This window comes from Falsiroseomonas sp. HC035 (assembly GCF_050563525.1).
In the GTDB taxonomy this organism is placed as follows: Bacteria; Pseudomonadota; Alphaproteobacteria; order Acetobacterales; family Acetobacteraceae; genus Falsiroseomonas.
The window spans coordinates 1-26,498 of record NZ_JBNXUN010000024.1; the positions used below are offsets into that span (position 1 = coordinate 1).

Here is a 26,498-nt window from a genome sequence, read left to right on the forward strand (position 1 = left end):
ACGGACGAGGAGGCCGCTCCTGGCTACGTCCACGCCGGTTTTGCTATGACAGCACTGCCGCACAAGCGGATCGACGTCTCGGAGTGGGTACGCGACGGCGCCGACGTTCGCCTACGTATCGAGAGCGGCAAGAGCCACGACGGCACCGTCGTAGGCATTCCCTTCGGCTACGTCGCTCGGTTGATCCTCCTTTATCTCCAAACAGAAGCCATCAAAACGCGTTCCCGCGAGGTCGAACTCGGCAGGTCGATGCACAGTTGGCTTAAAGCGATGGGCCTCAACAGCGGCGGCAAGGGCTATGAGGCGGTCCGCGAGCAGAGCAGGCGCCTGAGCCTCTGCCGGCTGACCTTCTATCGCCTTGGGGAAGGCGGGGAGGCGGTCCTGAACGGCAGCTTCGTCCGCGAGGCGATCCTGCCCGGCCGCGACACCGGCTCGCAGCTCTCCCTCTGGCGCGAGACCGTGTTGCTCGACGAGGTCTTCTACGAGTCGCTAATCCGTCATCCGCTCCCGGTTCGCGAAACGGCCATCCGGACGCTGTCGGGCCGCAGCATGGCCATCGACCTTTACATCTGGCTCGCCTACCGGCTGCACCACCTTACACACCCGACCCGCGTCCCCTGGCCAGCGCTCTACCGCCAGTTTGGCGCCGGCTTCGCACAGCCGCGGCAGTTCCGCGCGCACGCCCGGGAGGCGCTGGCGCTCGCCCTGTCGGCCTACCCGGAAGCCCAGGTCCGCGTCGATGACGAGGTTGTCACGCTCATGCCGTCGCCAGCACCCGTTCCGGAACGGCTGCGCCAACCGGGACGCGCTACAAAGAAGCAGCTAGCTGATAGGTATTAGATGGCCAGACTGACCTCGCCTGAGAGGGGTCAGTCGGTAATGAAGGCCTGAGCTTCCTTAGAAAGAGGCAAAGATGCTGAGGAATCGTCACGCGGTGGAGCAGATCACCGGCCTGCTGCGGCAGGCTGAGGCGGAGCTGGCGCAGCGGTGTACGGTGGTAGATATCTGCCGCGATGGCGCATAGAAAGGCGCCGTCCGAGATCGGCAAGTGCCTCGCGCAACTCGGGCGGCGACAGCACCATCACATCATCACCCCACGTCGCGAAGTGGTTTGTCATCTCGATGAGGCCGCACGCCCGGAAGCAGACGATCAGGCTCCCGTCCGGCATCCGTTCTGTCTCCTGCGACGAGTGGAAGCGCCAGGTCGCGGCGTCGGCAGCGGCCTCAGGCGAGAAGCGGAGAACAACATCACGTACCGTGTCGCGGCCGACGCCGAAGCAGTCGGCAATCTGCTGCGCCAGCTCGAAGCGCGGGGTGAAGCCCTCATTCATGACCCGCAGCGACACGATGCGGTCGAGGCGCCAGAGCGCTGTGTCCGGCTTGTCGGGCGCTGCGGCGAGCAGATAGGGGCGGCTGCCGTAGAGCAGGCCGTAGGGCTCGAGGAGGTGCTTCCGCTCTCCGCCAGCCTGGCCCCTGTAGCTGATCTCGATGTGGCGCATCGCGACGAGCGCCTCACGGAGATCGCCGACAAGGTTGGGAGGCAGTGCGACACGAGGGCCAGGGCGGATGGCCACGCCCTCGGCGGCGAGCAGAGCCTCGCCGTCCACCTCGGCCCGACCCAGCATGGCTTCCGGAGCGCGAGCCGCCAGCTTGTCGCGCACGCTTCGGAGCACCGCCGCACGATGCGGCAGGCCGGCCTCCTGCAGCGTACGGGCCGAGAGCTCGAGTTCTGCCAGTTCCTCGCTCGTCGGCCCGGCAGCGCGGGAGATGGGCGTCAGCGGCAAAGTCCACCGCTTCTCGCGCTCGACCGTCTCGACCTCCTGCAGGAGGCCACAGGTACTCTCGATCGCCCGCATCAGTCGTTCGATCTTGCGGCGCCCACACCCGAGTTCCTGCTCCATCTCGCGGATGGTGCGCCCGCCGCGGCTGCCGGCGAGGAAGCGGAGGAGGGCAAGCCCCTCCGCGAGCCTGGCATGGCGGGGAGGGGCGTCAGGCAGTGGCATGCTGGTGGTTGCGGGCGGCGGCGATGCTCGCATCGAGGACTGATGCGTTCTTCGTCCAGGTCGCACGGGCCTGACCCGAGAAGTGCGGCAGGAGCAGGACGCCGCAGCTGTGCTCGGTGCCGGCGACGCGGAGGTGCATGTCGGGGTGGAAGCGCCAATGGCCGGGGTCACCCTGTCCCGTCAGGTACTTCCAGCTGTCGATCCCGAAGCACACCACGACGTCGGGCTGGACGATCCGGAGAAGGTGCGCATGCACGGGCGCACAGTGATCCTCCCAGACCTTCCGGCTGTCGGTGGGAAGTGTCACCGCGGTCGGGCTGCGCAGGAACAGGGCATTCGTGGTGAGCGTGGAGAGGGGCTCGGCTTCCAGCGCGGTCATGACGGAGAGCACCGATCCCGCATGCCCGGCTGCCTCATCGGAGGCGAAGTAGTTCCAGGCCCTGGGATGCTGCTCGAGCGTTTCGCCGATGGTGTCCGACCGCTGCTCGGCCTTTTCGGCCTCGCCCCCGGGGTTGAGGCCCATGACGTAGTAGCGGCCCTTCCGCACGGTGTCCCAGCCGCTCATCAGGACGCGGCCGGACCGGGCAAGAATGCCCGGCAGGTCTTCCCGCGGGCCCAGGAGGCCCTTGATGTCGGCGATCAGCTTCTCGTTCATCCCTGGCATCCTCAACGGCTGAATCCGATCCGCACCTGTCGCAGGCCCGGCTTTGCGTCCTGCTCCGCCCGCAGGCGCATCAGCAGCCACGAGGCATCTCCCTCGTACCCCTCCAGGCTGGCCTGTCGTTGAACGATCGTAAAGTCAGATGGGGTCAACGTTTCGAGGAGCGCAATTTCCTCCGGCGGCTCCGCTGCGAAGCAGCGCCGGAAGGCCAGGGCCGCCTGGGTGGCGGTGAGGTACCCGAAGCGCGCCTTCACCAGGAAGCGCCGCATCGCCGCCGGGTCGAGCCGCTCGACCAGGTTGGTGGTGCAGCAGAAGGGGAGGGGATGGCTCTCCATCCAGGTGAGCATCTCGTTCACCTCGCTCACCTCCCAGCCATGGGCGGCGTGCTGACGGTCCCCAAGCAGGCTGTCCGCCTCGTCGAAGACGAGGAAGGCGCTGCTGTCCCGCGCCTCCGCGAAGGCCGCGGCGATCAGCGCCTCCGTTCCGCCCACCCACATGCTCAGGAGGTCGGAGGCACGCTTCTGCAGCACCGGCAGCCCCATCCGATCCGCGAGGTAGCGCGCGTAGGCGCTCTTGCCCGAGCCAGGTGGCCCGGAGAGCAGCAGCGACACCGCCCGCGTCGCGCCCGGCAGGGCCAGCCGCTCCGCCAGGGTGCCAAGGTCGCGATCCGCGTTCACCAGGGCAGGCTCGTAGCCCTCCAGGACCGTCTGAGGGAGGGGCAGCCGGCCGCCCGCCATCGCACGCGCCATGCCGGTGACGGCCCATTCCACCGTCTCCGCCGCCCCGCCCGCGAGCCGCGCGGCCCTCATGGCCGTGCGCGCGACACCGGGTGACGCGGGAAGCCAGCCTGCCAGACGGGCGAAGGTCTCCGGCGCGGCCGCCACGCCCTCGGCCACCGCGGCCTCGCGCCAGAGTCTCGCCCGTTCGGCCGGTGGCGGGACGCGCACCTCGACGCAACAGGTCATGCGGCGAAGCACGGCGGCTCCGAACCCCTCGAGGCTGTTGGCGGTCCAGATCACGGGAGTCCGGGTTTCCTCCAGCATGCGGTGGAAGAAGACCCTCGATCGGTGCCGCGCGTCGAAGGCGTCCTCCGCCTCGTCGAAGAGCAGGAGCCCGGGGTTGGAAGGCCCGAGGAGCCGCTGGGACAGGCGCAGCCAGAACCATCCGGTCCTGGGTGGCCCAAGGCATCCTGCCGGCCCCGCTGAGCCGCGGCCCCACCGCGCGCTACCCCGCCGACACCCTGCAGCGCCTGATGGCCATCCGCGCCATGCGCGACCTCCTCGGCATGTCGCTCGGCGCCATCCGCCAGGAGCTGCTCGTCGCCAGCGCCGACCAGATCAAGGCCTATGCCGCCAAGGCCGGCGCGCTGGCGCCTGAGCGGACGGAGCTCGCCGAAGCACCGGCCGATGCGCTCGACTACATCCGGCGCCTCCGCAGCGACCCCAGCGGCCCCGCGAGTGCAGGTGAGGTCTCCGCCTCTATCCCGACGCCACCTGCTTCCGCGCCGCCCCGGGCGCTGGCAAGGCGGGACACCTCGCAGGCTGCGGCGCCCCGGGGGTTCGAGGCGCTGGAGCAGCGCCTTGGCCAAGGCCGCGCCAGCCCCGCCGCCCGCAAGGCACGGGCCGAGGATTGGCTGCGCATCCCCATCACCCCCGACGTCGAACTCGCAGTCCGCGGACGCCTCGACGCCGAGCAGCGCGCCCAGCTCGAGCGCTGCGCCGACCTCGTCCGCGACATCCTGCTCAGGAGCGAGCCATGACCGACAGCACCACCAGCCTGACTCTCACCCTCGGCCTGGACCGCAGCCTCGCCTGGCAGGAGGGCAACAGCGTCCGCTACGCCGTCGCCGAGCTGCTCGCCGCCGGAGATGTCCGGCCGGAGAAGGCACCGGCGGTCAATCTGGCGCTTGCCGTCGATGTCTCCGGCTCCATGGCCGGATCCAAGATCGAGGCCGCCCGGCGCACCGCCACCGCGGTCATCGAGGCGCTCACCCCGCGTGATCGCCTGACCCTGGTCGCCTTCGACAGCACCGCCGAACTGCTGCTCGACGCCCGCGCCATGGACAAGGCCGGACGCGCCGCCGCGCAGGCCGCCGTACGACGCCTGGAGGACCGTGGCGGCACCAACCTCTGGGAGGGATGGCTGCTGGCCGCCGAGCGCGTCGCCACGGCCATGGCGGCCGATCCACGTGCCTCGCACCGCGTGCTGATCCTCTCGGACGGCCAAGCGAATGAGGGCGTGACCGAGGTCCAGCAACTCGCCCGCCACACGGGCGGCCTGCTGGAGCGCGGCATCGTCACCTCCGCCGTCGGTATCGGCGACGGCTATGACGAGGTGCTGCTGGGCGCCATGGTCGAGGCCGGCGGCGGCCGCCTGCACGACGCCGAGCACGCGGCGGAGATCGCCGAGGTGGTGCTGGGCGAGTTGCTGGAGGGTCGCTCCGCGCTGGTCGAGCGCACCACGCTGCGCTTCGCGGTGCCGGCCAACCTGCGCGCCGAGGTGGTCGGCGGCTGGGCGCACACGGTGCTGCCAGGCGCCATCGAGGTGCTGGTCGGCAACCTGCTGCCGGAAACCCCGAAGCGCATCGTCTTCCGCCTGCACTGCCCGGCCGGCACGCCAGGCACGGCGCTGCTGGTCGGCGCATCCGCGCGCGGTACCTCGCCCGACGGCGGGGAGGCAGTCGAGGCGGCCCCGTTGGAGGCGGAGCTGCGCCTCGCCCGCGGTCCCGAGAACAACGCGCAGCCTCGCGACCCCGCCCGCGCCATGGCGGTGCTACAGGCCTGGCAGGCGGAGACGTTCCGAAAGGCGGTGACGATGAACCGCGAAGGCGATCGGCGCGGCGTGAAGCACTTCCTCGAGCGGGAGGTGCGCCACATCGAGCGCTACGCCCGCGGGCTGGAGGGGGCGGAGCCGCTGCTGGCCGAGCTTGTGTTGCTGCTGCGCCGCGCCGACGAGGAGCTCGACCCGCGCCTGAGCAAGGAGCTCTATGCGGCCTCCGCCTCCCGGGCCTTTTCCGCACCGGAGCACCGCATGATGCCGCGCGCCAGCCTCGCCTCCAGGCTCCGCCGGGACCAGCCATGACGCGGCGCTACCTCGCCTACGGCTCCAACCTCTGCGCCAGCCAGATGGCGCGGCGCTGCCCAGCCGCGAAGCGTGGCGAGGTGGTCGAGCTGCCGGGCTGGCGCTTCGTCATCAACCGCCGCGGCGTCGCCACCCTGCTGCCCGAGCCCGGTGCCTGCGCCGCGGGCCTGGTCTGGCACCTGACCACGGTCTGCGAGGCGGCGCTCGACAGGTATGAGGGCGTTGCCCAGGGTCTCTACCGCCGCGAGGAGGTCGAGGCGGGTGGCGCGCCGGCGCTGGTCTACCTCGCCGCCGAGACGCGCCCGGGCATGCCGCGTCCTGGCTATCTCGAGGGCATCCTCGCCGCGGCGGAAGCGCTTGGCCTGACCGAGGATCGCCGCGCGGAGATCGCGGCCTGGGCACGCCCGGTGGCGCCCTGGCTGGTGGCGGAGGTGTTGGCCGGCTACCGCCTGGAGATCGACGGCATCCATGGCCCGGAGCATTGGCTGCGGGTGCGGGCCAACGGCCTGGCACTGGCTGCGCGCACGCCCGGTGCCGACGCGGCGGCGATCGAGCTTTTCGCCCTGCTGCATGACTGCCGGCGCCAGGATGACGGCACCGACCCCGGTCATGGCGAACGTGCTGCCGCCCATGCCCGGGCGCTGGCGCGGGATGGGGTGCTGCGGCTGGATGCGAAGCGGCTCGATCTGCTGGCCACGGCCTGCGCCCGGCACGAGCACGGTGAGGTCACGGACGATCCGACCATCGGCTGTTGCTGGGATGCGGACCGGCTGGAGCTCTCTCGCCTTGGCCGGCGCCCGATCGGGCGACTTCTGAGCACCGCGGCCGCCCGCGATCCTGACATCCAGGCCGAGGCGTGGCTGCGGGGGCAGGGGAGGGGGCTGGATGCAAAGGCCACCGCAGCCTGGGGCCTGCATGCGCCGGTCGCGGCCTGAAGCACACCAGGGTTTGGACGACGGGCCACACCAGCAAACGCCGACCATGCTGCCGATTAGGCGGATCCACCAGCCTGACAACGCCGCCACATGAGGACGCCATGTACCCGAAGCTCATCATGACGAATGGCGAGGGCGAGGCCATTCCGCTGGAGCGCGTCCCGCTAGCCTCGGGTGAACGCAACGAGGCATGGCTGCGGGATTTCCTGTTGCGCCATCCCGAAACCCTGCCCGCCGCCGAGATCGACACCGCCTATGGCAATCTCATCCCGGTTTGCCGGGAACTGCCGACGGATGCCGGTCCCATCGACGCGGTGTTCGTGAACCGCGCCGGGGCGCTCACGATCGTGGAGTGCAAGCTGTGGCGAAACCCGCAGGCACGGCGCGAGGTGATCGGGCAGATCCTCGACTACGCCAAGGAACTTGCGCGCTGGCGCTATGAGGACATGCAGCGGCAGGTTTCACGCGCGCTGCGCTCGCCGGGCAATGCATTGTTCAGGCTGGTGGCGGAACGCCATCCGGATGCCGATGAGGCCGCCTTCGTCGATGCGGTCGGACGCAACCTGCGGGCCGGGCGTTTCCTGCTGCTCGTGGCAGGCGACGGCATCCGCGAGGGCACCGAGAGCATCGTGCAGTTCATGCAGGAGCACTCCGGCATGCGCTTCACCTTCGGTCTGGTGGAGATGGCCGGGTACGCGATGCCGGATGGCCGGCTTCTGGTGCAGCCCCGGGTCCTGGCAAGGACGGTTGCGATCGAGCGGACGATCATGCGCGTGGTCGAGCCCCTGGCGGCGGCAGGGCAAATGGAGGCGGTGGAGGAGGATGACCTCACGGAGGAGCCGCCGATTCTCCAGCGCCGTCGCGATCCGGCTCTGCTGGAGGCTGACCGGCGTTTCTGGCTCCGCTTCGGCCAGATCCTGCGCCTGGATGACCCATCGCAGCCGCCACCACGGCGGCGGGGGTTTGGATGGGCGCGCTACGACCTGGGTCTGCCGGAAGCCTGGATCACCGCCTACCGCGCCCGCTCGGTCGATCTCCTGGGTACCTACATCGACTTCCGCGGCGAGGCCGGAGCGCGTCTGCTGGCCGCGCTCGAGCCGGAGCGCGCCGAAATCGACGCACTGCTCCGCGGCGCGGTGCCAGAAGGGGAGCTGGAGTGGGGAGAGACACCGCCGGACTCGCGCTGGGTCGCCCTTCGGCTGCGCATACCGGGTCCCTGGACGGAGGCAGATGACGCCAGGCACCTCGCCTGGCTTGCCGCGGCTGGCAATGCCTTCGTCAACGCCTTCCGTCCACGGCTTCAGCGGCTGGTCGGTACCGCTCCGCGGGCCTGACGGGTTTCGGGAGGCAGCCGTGGCGGCAGACGCCTCGGCTGCCTGAGCAATGGATTCAACCGGTGCAGTACACTGCGCTCCAGCGCCCTGGGCAGCTGGCGACCTTCCGCGAGGACCTGGACCAGCCGGTGCTGGAACCCCAGGTCGTGACGCATGATGACGACAGGTGACGCTGCTCAGGCCAGCATGAGGATGGGATGACCCTACCCGCCGTCGCCACGGCCGCTGGTCGCGGGCCTGAGACGGAGGCGCTGGCTGGGCTGGTGGAGCGGGTCACCTTCCACAACGCCGACAGCGGCTTCTGCGTGCTCCGCGTGAAGGTGCGCGGGCAGCGTGACCTCGTCACCGTGGTCGGCCACGCCGCCGCCATCGCCGCCGGCGAGTGGGTGCAGATGAGCGGCACCTGGACCAACGACCGCACCCACGGCCTGCAGTTCAAGGCCGCCTTCCTCAAGGCCAGCCCGCCCACCACCCTCGAGGGGATCGAGAAGTACCTCGGCTCCGGCATGATCCGCGGCATCGGCCCGGTCTATGCCACGAAGCTGGTCCGGGCCTTCGGAGAGGCTGTGTTCGAATTGATCGAGCAGGAGCCGGCCCGGCTTCGCGAGGTCACGGGCATCGGCCCCAAGCGTGCCGCCCGCATCATCGCCGGCTGGGCCGACCAGAAGGTGATCCGCGAGATCATGCTGTTCCTGCACGCCCACGGCGTCGGCACCTCGCGGGCCGTCCGGATCTACAAGACCTACGGGGTCGAGGCGGTGCGGCTGATCAGCGAAAACCCCTACCGCCTGGCCCGCGACATCCGCGGCATCGGCTTCCTCACCGCCGACCGGGTCGCCGAGCGGCTGGGCATCGACAAGACGGCGATGATCCGGGTGCGCGCCGGCATCTCCTTCGCCCTGGCCGAGGCGATGGACGAGGGGCATTGCGGCCTGCCGGTGGACGAGCTGGCGGTGCTGACGGAGAAGCTCATCGAGGTGCCGCCGGCGCTGATCGAGGCGGCGCTCGGGCTCGAGCTGGAGAGCGGCGAGGTGGTGGCCGACCGGGTGGAGGGCCGCCGCTGCGTGTTCCTGGCCGGGCTCCACCGCGCCGAGCAGGTCATCGCCGAGCGCCTGCGCATCCTGGCCTCTGGGCGCCCGCCCTGGCCCGAGATCGACGCGGCGAAGGCGGTGCCATGGGTCGAGGCCAGGACCGGCCTGACGCTCGCCGAGAGCCAGCTGGCGGCGGTGCGCCTAGCGCTGCGTTCCAAGGTGCTGGTGATCACCGGCGGCCCCGGCGTGGGCAAGACCACCCTGGTCAACTCCATCCTGAAGATCCTCACCGCCAAGGGCGTCGAGGTGGCGCTGTGCGCGCCGACCGGCCGCGCCGCCAAGCGCCTGTCGGAGAGCACCGGGCTGGAGGCGCAGACCATCCACCGGCTGCTCGAGACCGACCCCAGGACCGGCGGCTTCAAGCGGGACGAGACGCACCCGCTCGCCTGCGACCTGCTGGTGGTGGACGAGACCAGCATGGTGGACGTGCCGCTGATGCGGGCCCTGCTCAGGGCGCTGCCGGACCGGGCGGCGCTGCTGGTGGTGGGCGACGTCGACCAGCTGCCCAGCGTCGGGCCGGGCCAGGTGCTGGCCGATGTCATCGCCTCCGGCGCCGTGCCGGTGGTGCGGCTGACAGAGGTGTTCCGCCAAGCCGCCAAAAGCCGCGTCATCGTCAACGCGCACCGCATCAACCACGGGCAGATGCCAGAGCTGGAGGCGGCGGAGGGCTCCGACTTCTTCTTCGTGGAGGCGGCCGAGCCGGGGGAGGGGGTGCGCCGCCTGCTGGCGGTGGTGCGCGACCGCATCCCGGCACGCTTCGGGCTCGATCCGGTGCGCGACGTGCAGGTGCTGTGCCCGATGAACCGCGGCGGCCTCGGCGCGCGGGCGCTGAACCTCGAGTTGCAGCAGGCGCTGAACCCGCCGGGCGAGCTGCGGGTGGAGCGCTTCGGTTGGACCTTCTGTCCGGGCGACAAGGTGATGCAGGTGGCCAACAACTACGACCGGGATGTGTTCAACGGCGACCTCGGCGTGATCGGCGGGCTCGACCTGGAGGAGGGTGAGCTTACGGTGATCTTCGACGGGCGGCCGGTGGTCTACGGCTTCGCGGAACTGGACGAGCTGGTGCTGGCTTATGCGACGACGATCCACAAGGCGCAGGGGTCGGAGTACCCGGCGGTGGTGATCCCGCTGACGACGCAGCACTACGCCATGCTGGCACGCAACCTGCTCTACACCGGCGTGACCCGCGGCAAGCGGCTCGTGGTGCTGGTCGGGCAGCGCCGCGCCCTGGCCATCGCCGTCAAGAACGCCAACGGCCGCCGGCGCTGGTCCAAGCTGCGCGAGTGGCTCGCGCCGAGCCTCAGCCCGCCGCACGCGCAAAGAAGCTGAGGGTGCCGCCACCCGCCCGCTGCTCCCCGCTGCCTGCAAACTCCTACATCCATAATTTTCCGTTGTGGACAGAAGCCGGCCTGGACCAGCGGCTACATACGAATTTCAGCGGCGGCGCGACGACACAGGGACACCCATGGACTCATGGGTCAGCAGCGGCATCATATCCATAGGGCGATCGCCTCTCTGCGGCGCGACACCATCCGGCGAGATGTGGGCTGTCGCCCGAGTTATGGCGAAGCGCGTCACGCATGGGCCTTCCCAGGTAACCGTCTGGGTGCTGGTCCCGCGGCTGGCATCATAAGGGGGGACACGCAGGTCCGTCTCCGCAACTCTGGTTTCGCGCTGGTTCATCAGCTTCTCGTAGCCAACGATGTGGAGCACCAAACCGGTGATCCTGCCAAGCTCTGCCGCCCCGGCGTAGTTGACATAGAACGTATGGGTGCAAGCGCCTTGGCCTGCGAACAGGGCGTAGGGCATCACGACATTGATTTTCGGAATCGGTTCGCTAGCCTGCGCTTCAGCGGCCAGTATTGGCACGAAGAATGCTGCCAAGGCAGCAACACTTAGGGGAAGACGATGCATGATGGTCTCCACGAGCACTGCCAGAATAGAAAATCAGAAGGCAGCTTTCTTACTTCAAAAAACATTTATGTCAATATACGAACACATAGCTGATATTTCAAAAATTGTCAGGTCGGCATACACATAGCGATGCCTGCCTCAATGCTGCTCATTTTGATTTCGTTACACGATACGAGTTGGCAGCGGCAGCATGGGGTTTCGGCGGTCTAAATCCTGGTTCTTGTGAGACCGGGATTTGGCCGGAATTATTTCAGTCGATCGAGAAAAGCGGCCTTGGACGTGGGTCCGGCTGCCGCATAATGATCAATATGGAAAATCGGGCACCTAAACCATTGATATTTGCCCGAAATCCGCAACGCCGTGAGACGCTATCCGACCCACGTGAGATCCCTGCTTCTCTCAAAGCAGCTGCTCCATCTGATTTACGCCGGTGTATTCATGAGCGACCGGAGCAGCTCTGCAGGGTCAAAGCTGAGCGCCTCGGCGATCTCCAGGAATTCAACGACATCGAGCCGTCGTTCGCCCGTCTCATACTTCGAAACGAAACTCTGGGGACGACCCAGGCGAGTTGCCAACTCCACCTGCGTCAGACCCGCCGCCAGGCGACGCTCGGCGATCAACTCCTGAAACCGCGCTCGACGCGGCGAACGACGCGAGCGGGGCATGGGAAGGGCGGGCCAATCCGGCTGTACCCGCCCGTCGCTACGGAGTTGCGCGCCTCAAACCCAAAATGGGATATTTTCGCATGGCCGGGTGCCCCCCGATTCGGGGGACGGCGGCACCTGCAGAGAAGGTCAGTGGAGCATGCCGGCCGAGACTGATTTTGCCCGTTGCATCGCGCTCTACAAGCGCCACGACGTCGCGTTCATCGCACAGCTGGTGGGGGACACGCCGGTAGAGGTCTGTCGCGTGCTGCGCCGCGAGAGAGCCCTGCGCGACATCCAGGCGTGCGAAGCGTCATTCATCCAGGAAAGATTCGGCGTGTGGCCTGACCAGGAAATCGCATCCCACCTCGGCCTGAGCGCAACACAGTTGGACCAGTTCGTGCGCCGCCATGAGTTGGTGCGGGCACGTCGGGACGAGCCACTGACCGCCGAGACGTGTGCTGCAAAAACACGATGGCTTGTGGAGGAGCGGCTCAGGCTCCTCGTGGATGTACAATTGCCGCGGCGCATTCGCGGTCAAGACTTCCTCGACAATCACCTCCACGCGGTCATCGCCTACGCCACTCGTGAGAAGGCAAAATGCGCTACCGGCCGGCATTTCAGCGCCTGCGCCTTCCTGGTTCGCCTCGCCTACCCGGACCGCTTCAAGCCATGGCAGTTCAGGCACGCGAAAACCAATGACTACTTCTCCGGCGTGAAGGGACGAAAGCGCCTGCTTGATGCCCTTTTGCCGTTCGCTGTCGAGACTGCGGGTTCACTGGCGGCCTTGCCGCTGGCCCTGCGCACCAACGGCTTCCTGAACACGCGTTGCCTGCAGGATCATGGGCTTGGGGCTCACTGGTGGAGGCGTCACTGGCGAACCAAGGAGGAGATGCTGGAGGCCCTGGCGCGTCACGCTGGGATTGAGCCTCCTGGCCGCCGCGGCAACCTGACCAGGCCGCGAGCGCGGGCCCGGCTTGAGGCGGCCAGCATCGACACAGGCCGGTGCGCCGTGCCGGGCTGCCTGATCGCAGGGAGCGGCGAGGTTCAATTCCATCACATCGTACGCAAGACAACGCGGGTGATTCGCGGCTTCGACGTGCATTGCGCCGAGAACCTCATCCCGCTGTGCCGACATCACCACGGCATCGCCGACCGCTTCCGAAGGCGCGACTACGACATCAGTACCCCCGCCACGCTTCGCACCCAGCTGCTTGCCAAGCTTGGGTAAGGGACGGTCGCCCACCACGCCCTCACCTAGGATTGCAGACGAGATCTTCATCGTATCCGAGAGCAACAAGTGGACGTCATGTCAGGCTGCGATGGAACGCGCCTTATCCCTTCAAATTAAGTCTGACGTCACTTCGGCTCCCACAGGCGCCCAGTTTGTCCGCAATGGCCGGGTCGGTCATCACCGCGCTCACTCCAGCACAGATAGTGGTTGTCTGGAAAAGGCGGCTCGTCCTTCCCGGTAACGAGGTGGTCGAGGTCCGGCCGCAGGCCGTGTTGTGGGTGTCGTGCTGCCGGATGCATGCATCGTGCGAGGCGTAAAGCACGTCGGCTTTCAATCCTGAACAATCTTGCCAGTGAGTTTGCATCCGGCCGCGCATGGCGGCAGTCGCGGCAGAGCCGCGTGATCGTGTCGATTTCGGCGACCTCTTCTGGCATGGCCTCTATCTCATCCCGTTCGCGACCAGCCTACCCCGGGATGCAGTTCGCCTGTCGACCAAACTGCGCAACCCTTCGGTGAGAGGTTTTGATCAGTAGGCGGAGCGCGCCACCGGCACTGGTGCTGCCGGCGTACAGCAACATCCAGGCCGGCTGGAGCCTCGCGCGACGCGTATCCCGCCTCAAGGTTGCTGCGGCGGCGGCGCAGGAGGGTGTGATGCTGATCGTGGTATTGTGCTCGCGCGTCGAGACAGGCGCACCGACCCGGCAGGAGGCACCTATATACGTTTGCAACGGCCTGCTCGGTCTCGTGCCGAGCAGCATCCTGCTTCTCGCCTTGCACAAGGGTTGGCGTCAGAAGTGACGGTCGCTGGCTGGAAGCTCTCCCGTAGCACGGGTGACGTCCTATGGTGAATTCAGCGGATCAAGAAGCGACGCATCATCGTCGCCCACGCCGGTGGCGTTCATCCGCTTGGACACTGGCCACTCCCGCAGCGCGTTGGCTGGCGCCGGATGCAGCGCCTCCGTCCCCAGCGACCCGTCCAGCCAGCCAGCGAAGTCCTGCGGGCTCAGCAGCACGGGCATGCGGTCGTGGTAGGCCTCCATCCAGGCGCTGGCGCCCGACACAATCATCGTGCAGGTCAGCACCTCCTCCGCCGCGACCGGGTCGCGCCAGCGATTCCACAGGCCGGCGAAGGCCAGCACGGGCGTGCCGTCCGCGGCGGTGAACAGGTGCGGCTGTCGGTCCTTCTTCCCGCCGGTCCACTCGTAGAAGCCCGAGGCCGGGATGATGCAGCGGCGGCGCTTGAAGGCGTCGCGGAACATCGGCTTCTCCGCCACCGTCTCGGCGCGGGCGTTGAAGGTCGACGGCACCTCCTTCGCGGACTTCTTCCACCAAGCCGGGATCAGGCCCCAGCGCATCGAAACCAGCTCACGGCCGGCCTCGCCGGCGCGCACCACGTCGATGCTGGTCGTCGGCGCGATGTTGTGGCGGGGGCGGAGGTTGCGCGGCGACCCGATCAGGTCGAGCAGCGCGTGCAGCTCCGTCCAGGTGTACCGCTGCGTGAAGCGCCCGCACATGCCGCCAGCCTCCATGGGTTCCGCCTGCCGAGGACACCCGCTGCATGTCGCAGGCTCAGCCCGATCCTACAGTCCCGACCCCAGGCTGCCGCTCAGGCAATCCACTCCTGCTGGTAGATAACCCAGCCTGTCAGGGGCGGTTCGCAGCACTCGCCGCACCAGAGCTCGCGGCGCAGCCCGATCAGGTGCAGTCGGGCGTCGCGCCCAACCAGCGCCATCAGGTCGCGCCGGCTGAAGGTGCGGATGCGGCAGGCGCAGGGCAGCCTGAGTGCCTGGTCGCGGGCAAGATCCTCGACGGTGAAGCCGAAGGCGGGATCGCTCGGCATGGACGCTGCCTACGGCGTCCGATGTGGGGCGGTGGGTGCCCGGCGCATCAGCACGAAGCCGCTGGCCAGGAGGCGCTGGACCAGCTGCTCGGCGGCGATCTTCGAGGCGTACTCGACACCGGTCCGCCGCGCCCTGCCCCGCTCGTCGAAGCGCATGGCGTAGGCGAGGCTGTCGGCCACCTCCGCGGGATCGGCCGGACGCAGCCCATGGCCATCCAGATCCGGCGGTGCCGGCGACGCACAGGCGTCGAGCTCGATCAGTAGCGCCGTCACGGCCTCGTCCAACGCCGTGGTTGGCAGCCTGGGGCAGAGGCCGCGCGCGAGGCCGCAGGCTTCGGCGGCCGTCTCGCGCAGGCTGGCGGAGCGGGTGGCGATCGCGGCGGCGAGGAGCTCGCGCATCCGCCGGACGACCTCGGGATCAAGAGGGACTTGGGCTCTCATCGCGACCAGCGTGTTCTATTTATGTTCCACAGACAAGCTGGAGTAGATCCATCACCGGCAGGGGCGGAAGCAGACGGCTCCAGCTTGAAGGGAACAGTGGCAGTCTGTCGGGGGCAGGCCACTCACGACGTCAGGGCAGGCCTTGGCCAGACACGAAGAGCATGGCCGAGAAGCTTGTCGCTGCGGCTGAGGATCGCTTGTTCGTCCCAGGTCTCGTAGCCGCCGAGCATCGCGTTCAGCTGCATCAGGCCATGCTGCCGAAGCGCCACTCTCTTGCAGTCGGCATCCAGGGTATTCCAGGGAGAGTTGGAGAGCTTCTCGTTGAGCTTCTGCTTCACGAGGGTCAGGTTTCCCAAAGTGTGAAGCATTTTGTCCCGCTGTGCTGCGGCACCGACCTCGGCGCCTGAGGGCAGGGGCCACCACTGCTCCCAGCGCTGCGGCATGACATGCTCGACGCTCAGCGTCTTCGGGATGGCCACGGGATCGGTCAGGTAGGGATCCCGGAGCGACATCTCGAGCGCGCGCAGGATCATGGTGAGACGGCCGCGCTTCAGGGTTCTGTAGAGCGGGTATGTCCGCCAAGCGTTGCCGAACTCCTCATCGCTTGGCCAGCGAGTGCTGTCCGAACTCTCCTTCAGGAATTTCCCAGCAATGGCATCCGAGGCGACTTCAGCCTGCGCGACCACGTTCATGACATCGACAAAGAACAACCCGTACATGCCAGTGTTGAGCCCACACACCATGCGGCGGACCAGGAAGCTTTCCAGCCAGATGGCCGTCTTTGCGATGTCGGTCTGATCCCGGCCGGGTGTGGCCAGGAGGATCATCAGAACCGGCAGCGCGGTCGAGAAGTCCATCGCGCGAATCCGTGACGCGGCGACCAAGGCACGATCCGCTTCGTCCTCTTCCGCCAGGAAGATCCGACGTGCGGTGGACGACAGATCGCTTACTCGCCGAAGGTGCTCGGCGGCCGTGATCTGACCCTTGGTCGCGGAGAGGTAGGCGACGAAGGAGTCGTAGACCTGGGACATCGGAATCGGCTTGCCGGTCAGCACCGTCAGAGCCTGCTGCAGGAAGAAGTCGAGCCGCGGCCGCGCCGTGTATCCGGCACCGACCTTCTGCTGCCAGACGGCATCCTCGTCGAAGTGGCGCCAGTGCTTCTCGTAGAGTGCCGCGGTTGGCGCGCCCTCGTCCTGCGCGCGACGAAGCAGGATGTTCTTGACCAGGTCGCCCGGAGTGAGAGGGGTGCCGCGCGCATTCAGCGTCTCGAAGATCACCTGAGCCTGATCGTCTTCGGCCAGGTTCAGCACGATCAGCCAGAGATGCTGCCGGAGGGCCCGGGCCAAGGCGTCGGCGCGGCTGGCACGGATTTCGGGGTCGTTGCCACCGGCTGCCAGCCAGGTCTTCACCATCGTGCGGAAGAACAGGTAGCCAGCCGAGAATCGATCTGTGGCTCCGTTCGCTTCCTGGACGGTGCCGTCCATCACCTTCCGGAAGCGCGGCCTGTCCACGTTCGTGGGCCAGACCTTGTAGGTACCCTCGACATCGGTCTTGGCGGCGAAGGGGTGACGCAGGAGGGCGGCGAGTGGCAAGGCGGCGTCGGCCGTGACAACGTCCGCCTCAAGCTCGTCCGAAGTGGATTTCAGCAGGATCTGCAGGGTCGTGAGGCGTTGCTGCCCATCGATCACCTCGCGGCGGGGAACCTGGGTGACGCCGTTCGGACGTTGCTGCACGACGATCGACCCCAGGAAGTGGCGCCGCGGCGCCGCCTCAAGGCTGAGGGTTTCCTCGGCGACGCGGGTGATGTCCTCCCAGAGAAGCTCCCAGCGCTCATCGTCCCAGACATAGGGCCGCTGGAAGAGCGGCACGACGTAGACGCTTTCGCGAGAGAAGAGGTCGCCGATGGATACGTACTCAGGCTGCATCACAGGTCTCCAGTAGCCAGCCGATCCAAGATCTGGAACCGACTAAATAATGTTTGTATATCAAAACTTCTTAGGGCGAGAGTGGTCGCGGCGGCTCCAAGCACTGACCACCTGCTCCTGGACCTCGACGCGGTGTCGAGCCTCGAAGGTCTGCCTGATCTACGGCTTGCGGAGGCGTTGGGTGCGCCAAGCCGTGGTGACGACATGGCCGTCGTCGCCGCAGACGACGTAGGCGTCCAGGTAGGTCTCGACGATGGCGTGGATGCGGCAGCCGAGGCTGCGCCGGATGCGCCGGCGGGCAGCCTTGTCGGCGTAGTACACCTCGGCGCCCTGGTGGCGCATGCAGGCGCCCTGATCCATCAGCAGGCCGACGACGAAGGCCGGAATGGCCCGTTGCTGGCGGCGCACCGAAGCATGGCGGGTCTCGACGATATCCATGTCACGCCGCCTCCGCGCTCTTGGCGGCAAGCCGCTGGTCGATTTCTGACTTGCTCACCGCAACCCAGGGGCCGCGGGCGCGCACGATGCCCCAGTTTCCGACGGCGTTGCGGCGGCGCCAGCGGGCGACGTCCATCTTCGCGAGGGCGGCGAGGGCCTCATAGAAGTCGTGATGCTGCTCCTCTGAGCCTTTGGCCCCGATGGTGATGCTAAGGCCCGGCCCGCTCCTCGCCGTGCGCACCACGTGCTCTGGCGTAAAAGGCGTACCGTCCACATCCTGCGGTACGAGGATGGTGCCCCTCGTGTCGACCTCCGCCACTCGCGCCAGGTCGAAAGCCTCCTGGTCATCGCCCAGGTTGTGCCACCGGGACGGGCAGAACTCGCGGCGGCGCATCAGCCAGGCCATGGCCTCATTGGCCGGTATATGCCCTGCCTCGTCGGGGTGGAGTTCGCCGAGGCTGACCGCGTTGCGGACGGCGCCGAGCGAGACGCCTGAAAGGAACTGTAGCCCGTCTAGCGTCACCAATCCGCCGAAGTCGATGGCCTCTCGCGCGAGAACGCCTCTCCAGATGTAGAGATGGTCCGTGCCGAAGAGCGCAGCGCCGTGTTCCAGCAACGTCCTGCCCCGCGCGGTCAGCGCCTTGACCCGTTGCTCGCGGTCGTCGTGCGAGACAGGCTGTCCATGCCGCTCCCATGGGGCGATTCCTTGCGCGGCATATTCGGCACCAAATCGCCAAATCTGGGTCAGTTCAATGGTGTCGATCTCGCTGATCTTCTGATCGAGATAGGTGCGCCAACCCATGCCCTCGTAGAGCGCGCGAAGCTGCTCGCGGCGCTCGCCGAAGTTGCTGGCATCGACAAGAAGCGCCCGCATGGCGGTCCTCGTCGTCTCCTCGCCGACAGTCTGCTCGAGGATCTCGCCGATCCGGCGGAGACCCTGTTCGAATGAGCTGGCCACGGCGTGATGGAGGTTTGCGAAGCCGGCGTCGTCGCGAGGGAAGGCGGGGTCTGATGCGAGGGTCATTTGATGTCTCCGATCTCGTTTACCTTTGTGTCGGACTCGAACCGGATTGTAAAGGCAAATCTGACAGGAAGAATAACTTTCACCTCTACACCTATCGGTCTCCTGTTTTTTCCACTGTTTTTTTCCACCTTTCCATCATTAGAATGCTCGTGATCGGAAGCGCCGGTGGGGCAAGTTTGACGAGCAAACCCCCGAGGACGTCATGCTCAAGATAGAAACCCAAACCGATCTCATTCTCACCATTCACGGTCGCCAGCGAGCGCGGGAGCGTGGCATGTCGCACCACTCACTACGCGCGCTCCTTGCCGCAGCAGACCTTCTCGTTCCGGTAGGCAATGGATGTGTTGCCCTGTCCGCGTCTGCGGCGGCACTCATGGAAGCGCGCGCCGACGGACTGCCGCTGTCCATCGTGGATCGTCTCCGTAGTCGGGTTCTTGTGCTCGATGGGGAGGGGCGGGTGGTCACTGCACTCGTCCGGCAGGGATCGCGGGGACGGCGCTATGGGCGTACCTCAGGGCAGCCGCGACAGCGCTCGCACGGTGCCCATCGCGGGAGGACCTGAAGATGGGCAAGATCATCCATTTCGCGCCGCGTGATGAGAAGAGGGGCGAAGCCGACCTTGAGCGAACGGCACAGGCCAGGGCCGTGCGGCAACGCCTGGAGGAGCATCCTGGTGGCTTTGGGCAGGAGATCCAGACTGCTGTTGCTGAGCTGCACCGAATTATTGAGGAGCAAGGCCGTGACTTCAAGGCGCGCCTTTGCGAGCACGTCTTCGGTTCAAGGACGCGCTATCCAACGAAGCGCCTTTGGGGTGTGGTCTGGGATCCAGTTGGAAAACAACCATCGGTGAAGCGTCGCCAGCGGGCGACAATCTACGTCCGTATCTCTGACGGAATCGCAGACCTGACCGGCACTTCCCGCGACGAGATGCTCCTCCGAGTCTTCCCCGATATCGAAGCTGACCCGACCGTGCTCGCGCATGCACCATCTGGAAGGATTGGAGATGCGCTGCGTGACGAACTCTGGACGGCTTGGACGCGCGCGAGCGACGCGATCGCAGGCGAATTCGACCTGAGGCGGGCGCTTCGGGTCGCGATGGAAATCCCGCCCGAAAGACTTCACCCGCATCCTGTGTTCAGGCTGGAGTTTAACCAAGTTCTTGGTGAGCCTCAGGACATCTCTGAACGGCTAGGCCCTGTTGCCTACGCCCTCATGCCGTCGCCATGGACGTATGTGACGAGGGTGGCGCCGAGGCTCTTCCTGGGCGAAGCCGAGGTACGGACCCTGCGCGCCCGTGTCGAGGTGAAGAGGGAGGAGGGTAGATCACGGCGCCAAATGCCGAAACTGACGAGCTGGGCAAAGGTCTGGGTGCGCTTCTGGTGGGCAATCCTACCAATCGGACCCACCGGTGAACCGCGTGGTTGCTTCCTTGCGTCGCTCGCGACGACGCGGTTGACGACCGTCTTCGACGCTAAGCGCTGGCGCGATGTCGCAGGCAATCAGAGACCAGTTCCTGACCGGCCCGTGCCTTGGACGGCGCTGCTTAGCCCTGAACCAAGCCGCGATCATCCGTTGTGCTTCTTCCACCATAACCGAGACCGTCATGCCCCAGGGCTCGCGCTGGAGTGGGAGGCTTGGTCTGATGACTCTGAACATCGCTTCCGCTGCACGTCGGAACCAGACGAGGTGGTGCGGCGGGTGATCCTGGCGGTGTTCGGGTGCGATCCTTTGCTGCTGCCGCCGAACCCGATCCGTATCCTCCCCGCGACGCCACGGTGGCGCGACGCAATCTTCGGTTTACCGGATGGGGCGCTCGCGGACTGGGTTGGCCCTGATCCTGATGAGCCTGGCATTCCCCTACCCGAAGAGCCGCAAGAAGAAGACTTTGGGACCGACGAGGAGTATTTGGCCGCTGCCGAGATTCATTCTGCAGCGCTCAATGAGTGGGCAGACGCGGAGGACGCCTACCAGCTGCGGTTTTCAACAACGGCAAGCATCAAGAGCCTGACCGCGTATAGTCCCGTTGTCGTCCGCCACGAAGAATCCTATCAAGTGTGTCATACCTCGATCGGAGAGAAGCTTGAACGCAGCCTTCTCGAATTGCCCGAGGAGCGTCGTCCCGATGTTGCACTTCGTCAACAGGCAAAAAATCTTGCGAATCGCGCACAAGCAGCGACAACGGGAGGCCTCACTAGACGGCGCGAAAGGCTTTCAAGTTTGGGGCTGCCGCCTAGGAATGAATAAAGCCCAACGCTTGCCGCCTCGGCTGCTTACCTAAGGGCATTTTACATGCGTACGCGCCCAGCGGAGGAATGCGAGGCACTTGAGAGAACACTAGCATTAATCATGCGCTATACTCAGCCCGAAACACATCGATTTTGGCCAATTCCTCTGTGCGCCTTGAGATGGTGCTGAGGCTCCCCGATCATGACGTGGGGCTTTGTACTGCGACCCCAGTACAGCACACGACCTTGCGCCAAACCAACAGGCAATGCTCCCCACCGTAATTTGTACGTATACCAAAATCCATAAATAAATTAGATGAGTGAGTAGCTTTATATGATTGTCGATAAAGACTACTATGCGGTTCTTGGTGTTTTGCCAAGTGTGGATGCGCCTGTGCTCCAAGTCGTCTACCATGCCCTAGTAAAAAAACATCATCCTGATGCGGGTGGAAGCACTAGCAAATTCTTGGAAATCCAGGAGGCCTACGAGGCTCTGCGGGATCCCAAGAAAAGGGCAAACTACGATCAGCTTTGGACGGCGCGACAAGAACAAGCGGGCCACTACGACCAAGCCTCAGAAAGTGCTCCGGCCAGTACTACCAATGAAGATCTTGATGATGAGGCTTGGGAAATCGTGCGGGAGTATGAACCCGCAGTTATCCTTATAGAGCAGAAGCTTCATCGCCTCTCTCCAGACATCTCATTTTTATTTCGTGTTATTATTCTGACTAACAGAGATTTCAAAAATGCCGAGAAAATTGGCGGTTTGCTCGAAGATGAATTTATTCAGAGATATTTTGGCGATAATAAGACAATACAAATTTTTGCCCGGAGTCTACTTAGTCCGGCGACGGGAAGTGCGCGCCGTGATGCCGCCCGCGAGCTGAATCGTGTGATCCGTGCGCTGCGGAACCCGTCCGATCCCAAGTCGGTTATACGGCGTATTTGCGATAAGTTCGGACTGTATCAAGCGGGAGAAGCGCCTCGTCGCAACCTGCCGAACACCCCTCAGGGATGGAAAATCGTAATCGCAGCTGCTGAAGCGAGTGGGTGGAGGTATAAAGGAATTTTCTCTCCAAAATTTGTAAATAAAGCAACAGGAGAAACAATTGCTCCAAGGACGCCGCAAGATGCCTGGATTCAAATGGGGCTCGTTGAGCCACATGCTTTATAACGTAATGTAGGCTCATTGACTCGACGGATCTACTGATGCACATCGCAGAGATCAAGCCCGTCCCGTTATTGCGGTGCAATGATTATGCCGGTTTTGTTAACGTTTTATATATGATAATGTGCTTTATCAGATGTAGTTGGAGCCCACGGATGCCGAAGCGGAATCCAGCTACCACCAGTACGGTCCGCACGGTCATCCGAACCGGCGCGGACGCCGATGCCCTCATGGAGCGCATCCGCGCCTCGGCCAGGCGAGCCCATGACTGGGTCGCCGCCCAGTCCGGCGATCCGCTCGACATGCTCCGCCGCATGAAGTTCGAGCAGGTGGGCTTCCACCCGGTCGAGGACCGCATGCTCAACCTGGTCGAACAGATCAACCAGACCTGGACCTTCGCCGTGGCGATTGCCGCCGCGCGACAGCTCCTCGAGCTGCATCCCCAGGCGGGCGGGTTCTGCCTGGCGCCCGGAGCGCACGCGTCGCAGTCTCTCGACATCATGAGCGAGGAGGCGGGCCTTGTCGGCGCCGAGACCTTCGCCGCGGTGACGCCGCGCAACAACGGCAAGCTCGAAGCCGATCTCGCCAAGCTGGCCATCCGGACGGAAATCCACCGCTACGTCTTCTTCATGTCGCCTCTCTTCCCGGGCAATGCACGGCAGCCGCAGTTCGAGCGGAACGGCGTCCAGGTGTGGTCGGTCGATGTCTGAACACCCGCTTGCCCTCCACGCTCACGTTGGCCTGCCCGCGCTCGTCACGGCTGCCGGCGAGCGCGCCGGCCTGCGCTTCCTGGAGTTCTTCGCGGCCGCCATCCGCAACCCGCACACGCGACGCGCCTATGCCCGCGCCGCCACCGACTTCCTCGTCTGGTGCGAGGCGAAGGCCAGCATCGCCTCACTAGCCGCCGTGCAGCCGCTGCACGTCGCGACCTGGATAGAGATGCAGACCCGCGAGCACTCGGCGCCCACCGCGAAGCTGCGGCTTGCCGCGCTGCGCCATCTCTTCGACTGGCTGGTCACCGGCCAGGTGATCCCGACCAACCCGGCCGCCTCGATGCGGGGGCCGCGGCACAGCGCGCTCAAGGGGAAAACGCCGGTGCTCGACGCCGCCGAGGCGCGGGCGCTGCTCGACAGCATCGACGTGTCGACCCCCGGCGGCCTGCGCGACCGGGCGCTGATCGCGCTGATGGTGTTCTCCTTCGCGCGGGTCGGCGCGGCGCTCGGGATGCGCGTGGAGGACGTCTACACCCAGGGGCGGCGGCTCTGGGTGCGGCTGCGCGAGAAGGGCGGCAAGCGGCACGAGATGCCCTGCCACCACACGCTCGAGGAATACCTGCACGCCTACATCGATGGCGCCGGCATCGGCGACGATCCGAAGGGGCCGCTGTTCCGCACGATCGGGCGCGGTACGAGGAAGCTCGCCCGCACGGCGCTGCCGCAGGCCAACGCCTACGCGATGATCCAGCGCCGCGCTGCGGCGACCGGCATCGACACGCGGATCGGCAACCACACCTTCCGGGCTACGGGCATCACCGCCTACCTGAAGAACGGCGGCACGCTGGAGAACGCAGCCGCCATGGCCAACCACGCCAGCACGCGCACCACACAGCTCTACGACCGAAGACGCAACGAGATCAGCCTCGACGAGGTCGAGCGGATCCGAGTCTGAAGAGAACGCAGTGTAGCAGTCTACGTCCCCACCGGTAGGTAGCCGAACAGTTCCACATAGGCCGACGAAGCGACCACAGAAGCATCTTTATCCAACGTAGAGGTCGAGGCAAAGCGTATGTACTCAGCTGGACGCACCGTTTACCCCACCCCGACGTGGATCCAACGCTGCAACGTCTCCGCCGTGCAGCCGATCTTCGCCGCGATCAAGCCGATCGCCGCCATTGCGAGCCATGATCTTCGGAGCCGCCCAGCACCAGCCGCACCGCGGCCGCGCCAACACCTTCTTCAGCACACTCTGGACCGCTGCCATCGTCGTCTTCTGGCTTGGTCAATGAGTGCTGAGCTCAGCTTCGACTCGGTTCTGGAAATCCTAATGGTTTCTCAAAATCCGAATTTGCGGGCACGCATTCCTATTTGATACTCTGCACCTCAGACATTTTCGCCCGGGGATCAAAGCTCGACGCGAGAGAAATGCGGGAAGATGCGGTAGTAATTCCTGAAGGACGCGATGGGATCCACTCCCATGTCGGACATAGGGAACTCGAAGTCCATTTTGGTTTTCGGTTCCTCGCTACATTCCAATGTGAGCCTTTCCAGGGTCGAAAGGGCCGGCATGTCAAAGCGGCGGGGAGTCTCGGGTGTGGAATAGAACTCCCACGATGTGACGAGCCGTTCTGTGGTGTCGTCGTCGGGAGCGCATACGATCAAAGCTGCCGTCACCATGGCTTGACCGTCCGCGTAGTGCGTCGCGAGGGCCCACACGATCTTTCGGTCTCGGAAACTCATAACTTCCTTCTCGGCTGCGAGGTGCAGCACGCGCAGCAGGGTTCCACCAAAGGCCTTAAAGGTCATTCCCGCAGCGGCCAGGTCGGCGGGGAAAAGAGATCCGAGTCGCTCCCGCAAACGCTCCAATCGCCACTCTTGGATAGTCGGTCTTGTGGCGCGATTGCCAGACTTCAGCCCACCAATCTCCACCGACAGCTCGCCGGGATCCGGCTTGCCTAGGGTTTCTGGATGCGCGTTAAGGGTCACCCGCAACACACTTCCGACGGGTGCGGTACCGATCGTCCTGGCAAAGCGCTCGATTTGGGTCGTGAGCTTCTTGGGATCAGTGTAATCGAACCACACGATGACTGGAGCTTCGAAATCGTTCTCGTCCAGGTAGTCGTCGAGTGTGGCGTGGACGCACGTGATCGATGGAATGGGCTTATTGAAGAGTTGTCGCTTGTGGACTCGCTTCTCAGCTTCCACGCACGTCATGTTCGTAAGCCCCAAGCGGCCGTGAACCAACCTGAAGTCCTCAAGAAAGGGGCCACCGAGGCCGATGTAGTGGTGACCTTCCAAACTCAGAGCCGGCGCAAGTCTCGTCAGCAGTGACAGGAACAGTTCCCTGTCCACGGCCTTGTTCGGCCTTAACCGGTAGGGGAGGGAGGAGCCTGCACTCATCCTCTGCCCTCCTGCTCCTCGGCTCTGGTCAGAGTCATCTCGAAACACCTCTCGCCAACCAAGCCGGGTTTCGTGTCCTCGGCATCGAAAAGCAGCTTGGAGACGATCCGAATCTCTTCGATCGGTCTTGAGAAGACGATCCTTCGGGACGAGGGCGTCTTGCTCGGAGGCAGAGGCAACACCTTCGCCTTCTGCGGGTTGAACTCCAGTTGGACCAAGCTCGCCTTTACACCGACGCGCTCGCTGATCGCGGCCACGGCGTCCATGAGTGGCACCGCGCGTGCGCCCTCCCAAAACTGCGACTGGTCGCCACGCGGATGGTTCTTCCACTGGTTGGTATAGTTAATCCAGACTCGCAGTCCTTCCTTCATCTTGACCAAAGCTTCCAGCCAAACGTTCGAAGACGTATCAAGCGCGCGCTTCGTCGTGGTCACTGGAAGCTTGTCGGCAAGATTCGAACGGAAGCTGACGATGCCCGTGATGATGGCGAACTGCGGATGATACAGGGGTACACTATCGCCCCAGCCAGTAAGACGACTTTTGTCGCCGACGATTACCGCGCGGTCGTTGCATAAAACTGTCCATCCCGCCGTCGCGGAAGACCGGTCGCGCTCGAAGCCCGGGTCATCGTCGTCGTCATCGCCTAGGCTACGTCCCGAGTTCAATCCGACGGTGATCGACACGAGAACGTCGTCGATGCTCTTTTGGAACACGTAGGGTGCCGGTCCATCTTTGCGGTCGGAAAGGAGTACCGCGACCAGCACTGGATATACGGGCGCTCCATTGAGAGAGACCTTTAAACCCTTCTGGAGGAACATCGTGAAGTGTTCGGAAATAGCCGAACGGAGCTCGTTCTCGAATGCTGCGTTTCCGAACTGCCTCGCCACGCCTTCGTAAAGTTTTGAGACCTTGATCGTGGTACCAGGCTCAGCCAGCTTCTCGTCGGGTTCGGTCGGCTCATTTATTGGCAGCGGGCTCCAATCCTTCGCTTCTAACCATGCCGAGTCAATCGGTACTTCGAACATGTCATTCTCAAAGCTGGTACGCACTAAAGCCTCGCGACCCATTTTGAAGATGGCGCGTTTCATGCCGACGCCGTACATTCCGATCGTTGCGGCCTCATTGTCGCGGTCGTCGTCGGGCTCGCGCCCCATCTTAAACGCGTAGTTTTTGGCGACCTCGCGAGGAATGCCCCCGCAGTTGTCTTCGATCTTAAAGTGGCTAGTTGCGATCTCGATCTTCACGAAGTGTTGGGAGTAGTTGACGTCGGCACCCTGTGCGAGCCGTAGGGCGCCGTCAAGGCAGTTGTCGAGGAGATCAAGTATAGCATCGGCAAGATTAATGTCCCGGGTCAGCATGGACACGAAGAACCGCTTGGTAGGTCTCGCTTCCGCTTGGTCGCTGCTGGGCTTGGTCATCGCGCG

At 65.2% G+C, this 26,498-nt stretch carries 26 protein-coding genes; 13 read left to right on the top strand and 13 right to left on the bottom strand.

What is annotated here, in order from left to right:
- A partial coding sequence (locus ACLF3G_RS26655; protein WP_430672418.1) for a replication protein RepA occupies positions 1–840 on the top strand: 840 nt, incomplete at its 5' end.
- A 104-nt stretch (positions 841–944) separates the two neighbouring features.
- Here ACLF3G_RS26655 and ACLF3G_RS26660 read toward each other — a convergent pair.
- From ACLF3G_RS26660 to ACLF3G_RS26670, 3 genes are read right to left on the bottom strand one after another with little or no spacing between them, the layout of a single operon-like run.
- Entirely contained in the window at positions 945–2,003 is a 1,059-nt protein-coding gene (locus ACLF3G_RS26660; protein ID WP_430672419.1) for a helix-turn-helix transcriptional regulator, read from the bottom strand.
- A complete protein-coding gene (locus ACLF3G_RS26665) occupies positions 1,990–2,658 on the bottom strand; it encodes a hypothetical protein (RefSeq protein ID WP_430672420.1) in 669 nt (222 codons plus the stop codon). The genes ACLF3G_RS26660 and ACLF3G_RS26665 overlap by 14 nt, the downstream gene beginning before the upstream one ends.
- Before the next feature lie 11 nt (positions 2,659–2,669).
- A complete protein-coding gene (locus ACLF3G_RS26670) occupies positions 2,670–3,707 on the bottom strand; it encodes an ATP-binding protein (RefSeq protein ID WP_430672421.1) in 1,038 nt (345 codons plus the stop codon).
- Between ACLF3G_RS26670 and ACLF3G_RS26675 the strand changes: the two genes are divergently transcribed.
- The 5 genes from ACLF3G_RS26675 to recD2 all read left to right on the top strand — a co-directional run bounded on the left by ACLF3G_RS26675 (position 3,596) and on the right by recD2 (position 10,434).
- Positions 3,596–4,423: a MerR family transcriptional regulator gene (locus ACLF3G_RS26675; protein ID WP_430672422.1), complete on the top strand. Its 828-nt coding sequence runs from the start codon at positions 3,596–3,598 to the stop codon at positions 4,421–4,423. The genes ACLF3G_RS26670 and ACLF3G_RS26675 overlap by 112 nt on opposite strands.
- Entirely contained in the window at positions 4,420–5,745 is a 1,326-nt protein-coding gene (locus ACLF3G_RS26680; RefSeq protein WP_430672423.1) for a vWA domain-containing protein, read from the top strand. The genes ACLF3G_RS26675 and ACLF3G_RS26680 overlap by 4 nt, the downstream gene beginning before the upstream one ends.
- The gene (locus tag ACLF3G_RS26685) at positions 5,742–6,680 is read left to right on the top strand and encodes a gamma-glutamylcyclotransferase family protein (RefSeq protein WP_430672424.1); all 939 of its coding nucleotides are present in this window, start codon (positions 5,742–5,744) and stop codon (positions 6,678–6,680) included. The genes ACLF3G_RS26680 and ACLF3G_RS26685 overlap by 4 nt, the downstream gene beginning before the upstream one ends.
- Positions 6,681–6,781: 101 nt before the next feature.
- On the top strand, positions 6,782–8,014 hold the full coding sequence (locus tag ACLF3G_RS26690) for a hypothetical protein (RefSeq protein ID WP_430672425.1): 1,233 nt from the start codon (positions 6,782–6,784) through the stop codon (positions 8,012–8,014).
- 197 nt (positions 8,015–8,211) lie between these two features.
- Complete coding sequence (gene recD2 / locus ACLF3G_RS26695; protein WP_430672426.1) at positions 8,212–10,434, top strand: SF1B family DNA helicase RecD2; 2,223 nt, start codon at positions 8,212–8,214, stop codon at positions 10,432–10,434.
- 105 nt (positions 10,435–10,539) lie between these two features.
- Here recD2 and ACLF3G_RS26700 read toward each other — a convergent pair whose 3' ends face one another.
- Together ACLF3G_RS26700 and ACLF3G_RS26705 are read right to left on the bottom strand one after the other, a co-directional pair.
- Positions 10,540–11,019, bottom strand: coding sequence for a hypothetical protein (locus ACLF3G_RS26700; protein WP_430672427.1), 480 nt, complete (start codon positions 11,017–11,019; stop codon positions 10,540–10,542).
- Positions 11,020–11,441: 422 nt separating this feature from the next.
- Positions 11,442–11,639: a helix-turn-helix domain-containing protein gene (locus ACLF3G_RS26705; protein ID WP_430672428.1), complete on the bottom strand. Its 198-nt coding sequence runs from the start codon at positions 11,637–11,639 to the stop codon at positions 11,442–11,444.
- A gap of 184 nt (positions 11,640–11,823) precedes the next feature.
- Here ACLF3G_RS26705 and ACLF3G_RS26710 point away from each other — a divergent pair, with 184 nt between their 5' ends.
- The 3 genes from ACLF3G_RS26710 to ACLF3G_RS26720 all read left to right on the top strand — a co-directional run bounded on the left by ACLF3G_RS26710 (position 11,824) and on the right by ACLF3G_RS26720 (position 13,695).
- Positions 11,824–12,894 (top strand): HNH endonuclease signature motif containing protein, encoded by a 1,071-nt coding sequence (locus ACLF3G_RS26710; protein ID WP_430672429.1) that lies wholly within the window; start codon positions 11,824–11,826, stop codon positions 12,892–12,894.
- 377 nt (positions 12,895–13,271) lie between these two features.
- Positions 13,272–13,430: a hypothetical protein gene (locus ACLF3G_RS26715; RefSeq protein WP_430672430.1), complete on the top strand. Its 159-nt coding sequence runs from the start codon at positions 13,272–13,274 to the stop codon at positions 13,428–13,430.
- Positions 13,431–13,452: 22 nt separating this feature from the next.
- Positions 13,453–13,695 (top strand): hypothetical protein, encoded by a 243-nt coding sequence (locus ACLF3G_RS26720; RefSeq protein WP_430672431.1) that lies wholly within the window; start codon positions 13,453–13,455, stop codon positions 13,693–13,695.
- Between the two features lie 41 nt (positions 13,696–13,736).
- Here ACLF3G_RS26720 and ACLF3G_RS26725 read toward each other — a convergent pair whose 3' ends face one another.
- The 6 genes from ACLF3G_RS26725 to ACLF3G_RS26750 form a co-directional block, all read right to left on the bottom strand.
- Positions 13,737–14,411, bottom strand: coding sequence for an SOS response-associated peptidase (locus ACLF3G_RS26725; RefSeq protein WP_430672432.1), 675 nt, complete (start codon positions 14,409–14,411; stop codon positions 13,737–13,739).
- Positions 14,412–14,503: 92 nt separating this feature from the next.
- The gene (locus ACLF3G_RS26730) at positions 14,504–14,737 is read right to left on the bottom strand and encodes a hypothetical protein (protein WP_430672433.1); all 234 of its coding nucleotides are present in this window, start codon (positions 14,735–14,737) and stop codon (positions 14,504–14,506) included.
- Between the two features lie 9 nt (positions 14,738–14,746).
- Positions 14,747–15,136 (bottom strand): hypothetical protein, encoded by a 390-nt coding sequence (locus ACLF3G_RS26735; RefSeq protein ID WP_430672434.1) that lies wholly within the window; start codon positions 15,134–15,136, stop codon positions 14,747–14,749.
- A 164-nt stretch (positions 15,137–15,300) separates the two neighbouring features.
- Positions 15,301–17,103, bottom strand: a complete 1,803-nt coding sequence (locus ACLF3G_RS26740) for a DUF262 domain-containing protein (RefSeq protein ID WP_430672435.1) — start codon at positions 17,101–17,103, stop codon at positions 15,301–15,303.
- Positions 17,104–17,262: 159 nt separating this feature from the next.
- Entirely contained in the window at positions 17,263–17,541 is a 279-nt protein-coding gene (locus ACLF3G_RS26745) for a hypothetical protein (RefSeq protein ID WP_430672436.1), read from the bottom strand.
- A gap of 1 nt (position 17,542) precedes the next feature.
- Positions 17,543–18,565, bottom strand: a complete 1,023-nt coding sequence (locus ACLF3G_RS26750; RefSeq protein WP_430672437.1) for a hypothetical protein — start codon at positions 18,563–18,565, stop codon at positions 17,543–17,545.
- Between the two features lie 564 nt (positions 18,566–19,129).
- On the opposite strand from ACLF3G_RS26750, the gene ACLF3G_RS26755 reads away from it, so the two are divergent.
- The 4 genes from ACLF3G_RS26755 (at position 19,130) to ACLF3G_RS26770 (ending at position 23,626) form a co-directional block, all read left to right on the top strand.
- Complete coding sequence (locus ACLF3G_RS26755) at positions 19,130–20,809, top strand: hypothetical protein (RefSeq protein WP_430672438.1); 1,680 nt, start codon at positions 19,130–19,132, stop codon at positions 20,807–20,809.
- A 315-nt stretch (positions 20,810–21,124) separates the two neighbouring features.
- Positions 21,125–21,964 (top strand): DnaJ domain-containing protein, encoded by an 840-nt coding sequence (locus ACLF3G_RS26760; RefSeq protein WP_430672439.1) that lies wholly within the window; start codon positions 21,125–21,127, stop codon positions 21,962–21,964.
- Between the two features lie 224 nt (positions 21,965–22,188).
- Entirely contained in the window at positions 22,189–22,668 is a 480-nt protein-coding gene (locus tag ACLF3G_RS26765; protein ID WP_430672440.1) for a hypothetical protein, read from the top strand.
- On the top strand, positions 22,661–23,626 hold the full coding sequence (locus tag ACLF3G_RS26770) for a tyrosine-type recombinase/integrase (protein WP_430672441.1): 966 nt from the start codon (positions 22,661–22,663) through the stop codon (positions 23,624–23,626). Before ACLF3G_RS26765 ends, ACLF3G_RS26770 begins: the two co-directional genes overlap by 8 nt.
- Positions 23,627–24,078: 452 nt before the next feature.
- On the opposite strand, the gene ACLF3G_RS26775 is transcribed toward ACLF3G_RS26770, so the two are convergent.
- Together ACLF3G_RS26775 and ACLF3G_RS26780 are read right to left on the bottom strand one after the other, a co-directional pair.
- On the bottom strand, positions 24,079–25,074 hold the full coding sequence (locus ACLF3G_RS26775; protein ID WP_430672442.1) for an O-methyltransferase: 996 nt from the start codon (positions 25,072–25,074) through the stop codon (positions 24,079–24,081).
- Positions 25,071–26,492, bottom strand: a complete 1,422-nt coding sequence (locus ACLF3G_RS26780; protein WP_430672443.1) for an ATP-binding protein — start codon at positions 26,490–26,492, stop codon at positions 25,071–25,073. Before ACLF3G_RS26780 ends, ACLF3G_RS26775 begins: the two co-directional genes overlap by 4 nt.
- Positions 26,493–26,498: the final 6 nt, after the last annotated feature.

Bases quoted from the DNA above. Each gene is read 5' to 3' on its own strand.
- ACLF3G_RS26700 (WP_430672427.1), bottom strand. From the start codon at position 11,019: ATGCATCGTCTTCCCCTAAGTGTTGCTGCCTTGGCAGCATTCTTCGTG.
- ACLF3G_RS26715 (WP_430672430.1), top strand. From the start codon at position 13,272: ATGGCGGCAGTCGCGGCAGAGCCGCGTGATCGTGTCGATTTCGGCGAC.
- ACLF3G_RS26750 (WP_430672437.1), bottom strand. From the start codon at position 18,565: ATGACCCTCGCATCAGACCCCGCCTTCCCTCGCGACGACGCCGGCTTC.
- ACLF3G_RS26710 (WP_430672429.1), top strand. From the start codon at position 11,824: ATGCCGGCCGAGACTGATTTTGCCCGTTGCATCGCGCTCTACAAGCGC.
- ACLF3G_RS26730 (WP_430672433.1), bottom strand. From the start codon at position 14,737: ATGCCGAGCGATCCCGCCTTCGGCTTCACCGTCGAGGATCTTGCCCGC.
- ACLF3G_RS26665 (WP_430672420.1), bottom strand. From the start codon at position 2,658: ATGAACGAGAAGCTGATCGCCGACATCAAGGGCCTCCTGGGCCCGCGG.
- ACLF3G_RS26770 (WP_430672441.1), top strand. From the start codon at position 22,661: ATGTCTGAACACCCGCTTGCCCTCCACGCTCACGTTGGCCTGCCCGCG.
- ACLF3G_RS26680 (WP_430672423.1), top strand. From the start codon at position 4,420: ATGACCGACAGCACCACCAGCCTGACTCTCACCCTCGGCCTGGACCGC.
- ACLF3G_RS26780 (WP_430672443.1), bottom strand. From the start codon at position 26,492: ATGACCAAGCCCAGCAGCGACCAAGCGGAAGCGAGACCTACCAAGCGG.
- recD2 (WP_430672426.1), top strand. From the start codon at position 8,212: ATGACCCTACCCGCCGTCGCCACGGCCGCTGGTCGCGGGCCTGAGACG.
- ACLF3G_RS26745 (WP_430672436.1), bottom strand. From the start codon at position 17,541: ATGGATATCGTCGAGACCCGCCATGCTTCGGTGCGCCGCCAGCAACGG.
- ACLF3G_RS26735 (WP_430672434.1), bottom strand. From the start codon at position 15,136: ATGCGCGAGCTCCTCGCCGCCGCGATCGCCACCCGCTCCGCCAGCCTG.
- ACLF3G_RS26740 (WP_430672435.1), bottom strand. From the start codon at position 17,103: ATGCAGCCTGAGTACGTATCCATCGGCGACCTCTTCTCTCGCGAAAGC.
- ACLF3G_RS26670 (WP_430672421.1), bottom strand. From the start codon at position 3,707: ATGCTGGAGGAAACCCGGACTCCCGTGATCTGGACCGCCAACAGCCTC.
- ACLF3G_RS26775 (WP_430672442.1), bottom strand. From the start codon at position 25,074: ATGAGTGCAGGCTCCTCCCTCCCCTACCGGTTAAGGCCGAACAAGGCC.
- ACLF3G_RS26660 (WP_430672419.1), bottom strand. From the start codon at position 2,003: ATGCCACTGCCTGACGCCCCTCCCCGCCATGCCAGGCTCGCGGAGGGG.
- ACLF3G_RS26685 (WP_430672424.1), top strand. From the start codon at position 5,742: ATGACGCGGCGCTACCTCGCCTACGGCTCCAACCTCTGCGCCAGCCAG.
- ACLF3G_RS26760 (WP_430672439.1), top strand. From the start codon at position 21,125: ATGATTGTCGATAAAGACTACTATGCGGTTCTTGGTGTTTTGCCAAGT.
- ACLF3G_RS26725 (WP_430672432.1), bottom strand. From the start codon at position 14,411: ATGTGCGGGCGCTTCACGCAGCGGTACACCTGGACGGAGCTGCACGCG.
- ACLF3G_RS26765 (WP_430672440.1), top strand. From the start codon at position 22,189: ATGGAGCGCATCCGCGCCTCGGCCAGGCGAGCCCATGACTGGGTCGCC.
- ACLF3G_RS26690 (WP_430672425.1), top strand. From the start codon at position 6,782: ATGTACCCGAAGCTCATCATGACGAATGGCGAGGGCGAGGCCATTCCG.
- ACLF3G_RS26755 (WP_430672438.1), top strand. From the start codon at position 19,130: ATGGGCAAGATCATCCATTTCGCGCCGCGTGATGAGAAGAGGGGCGAA.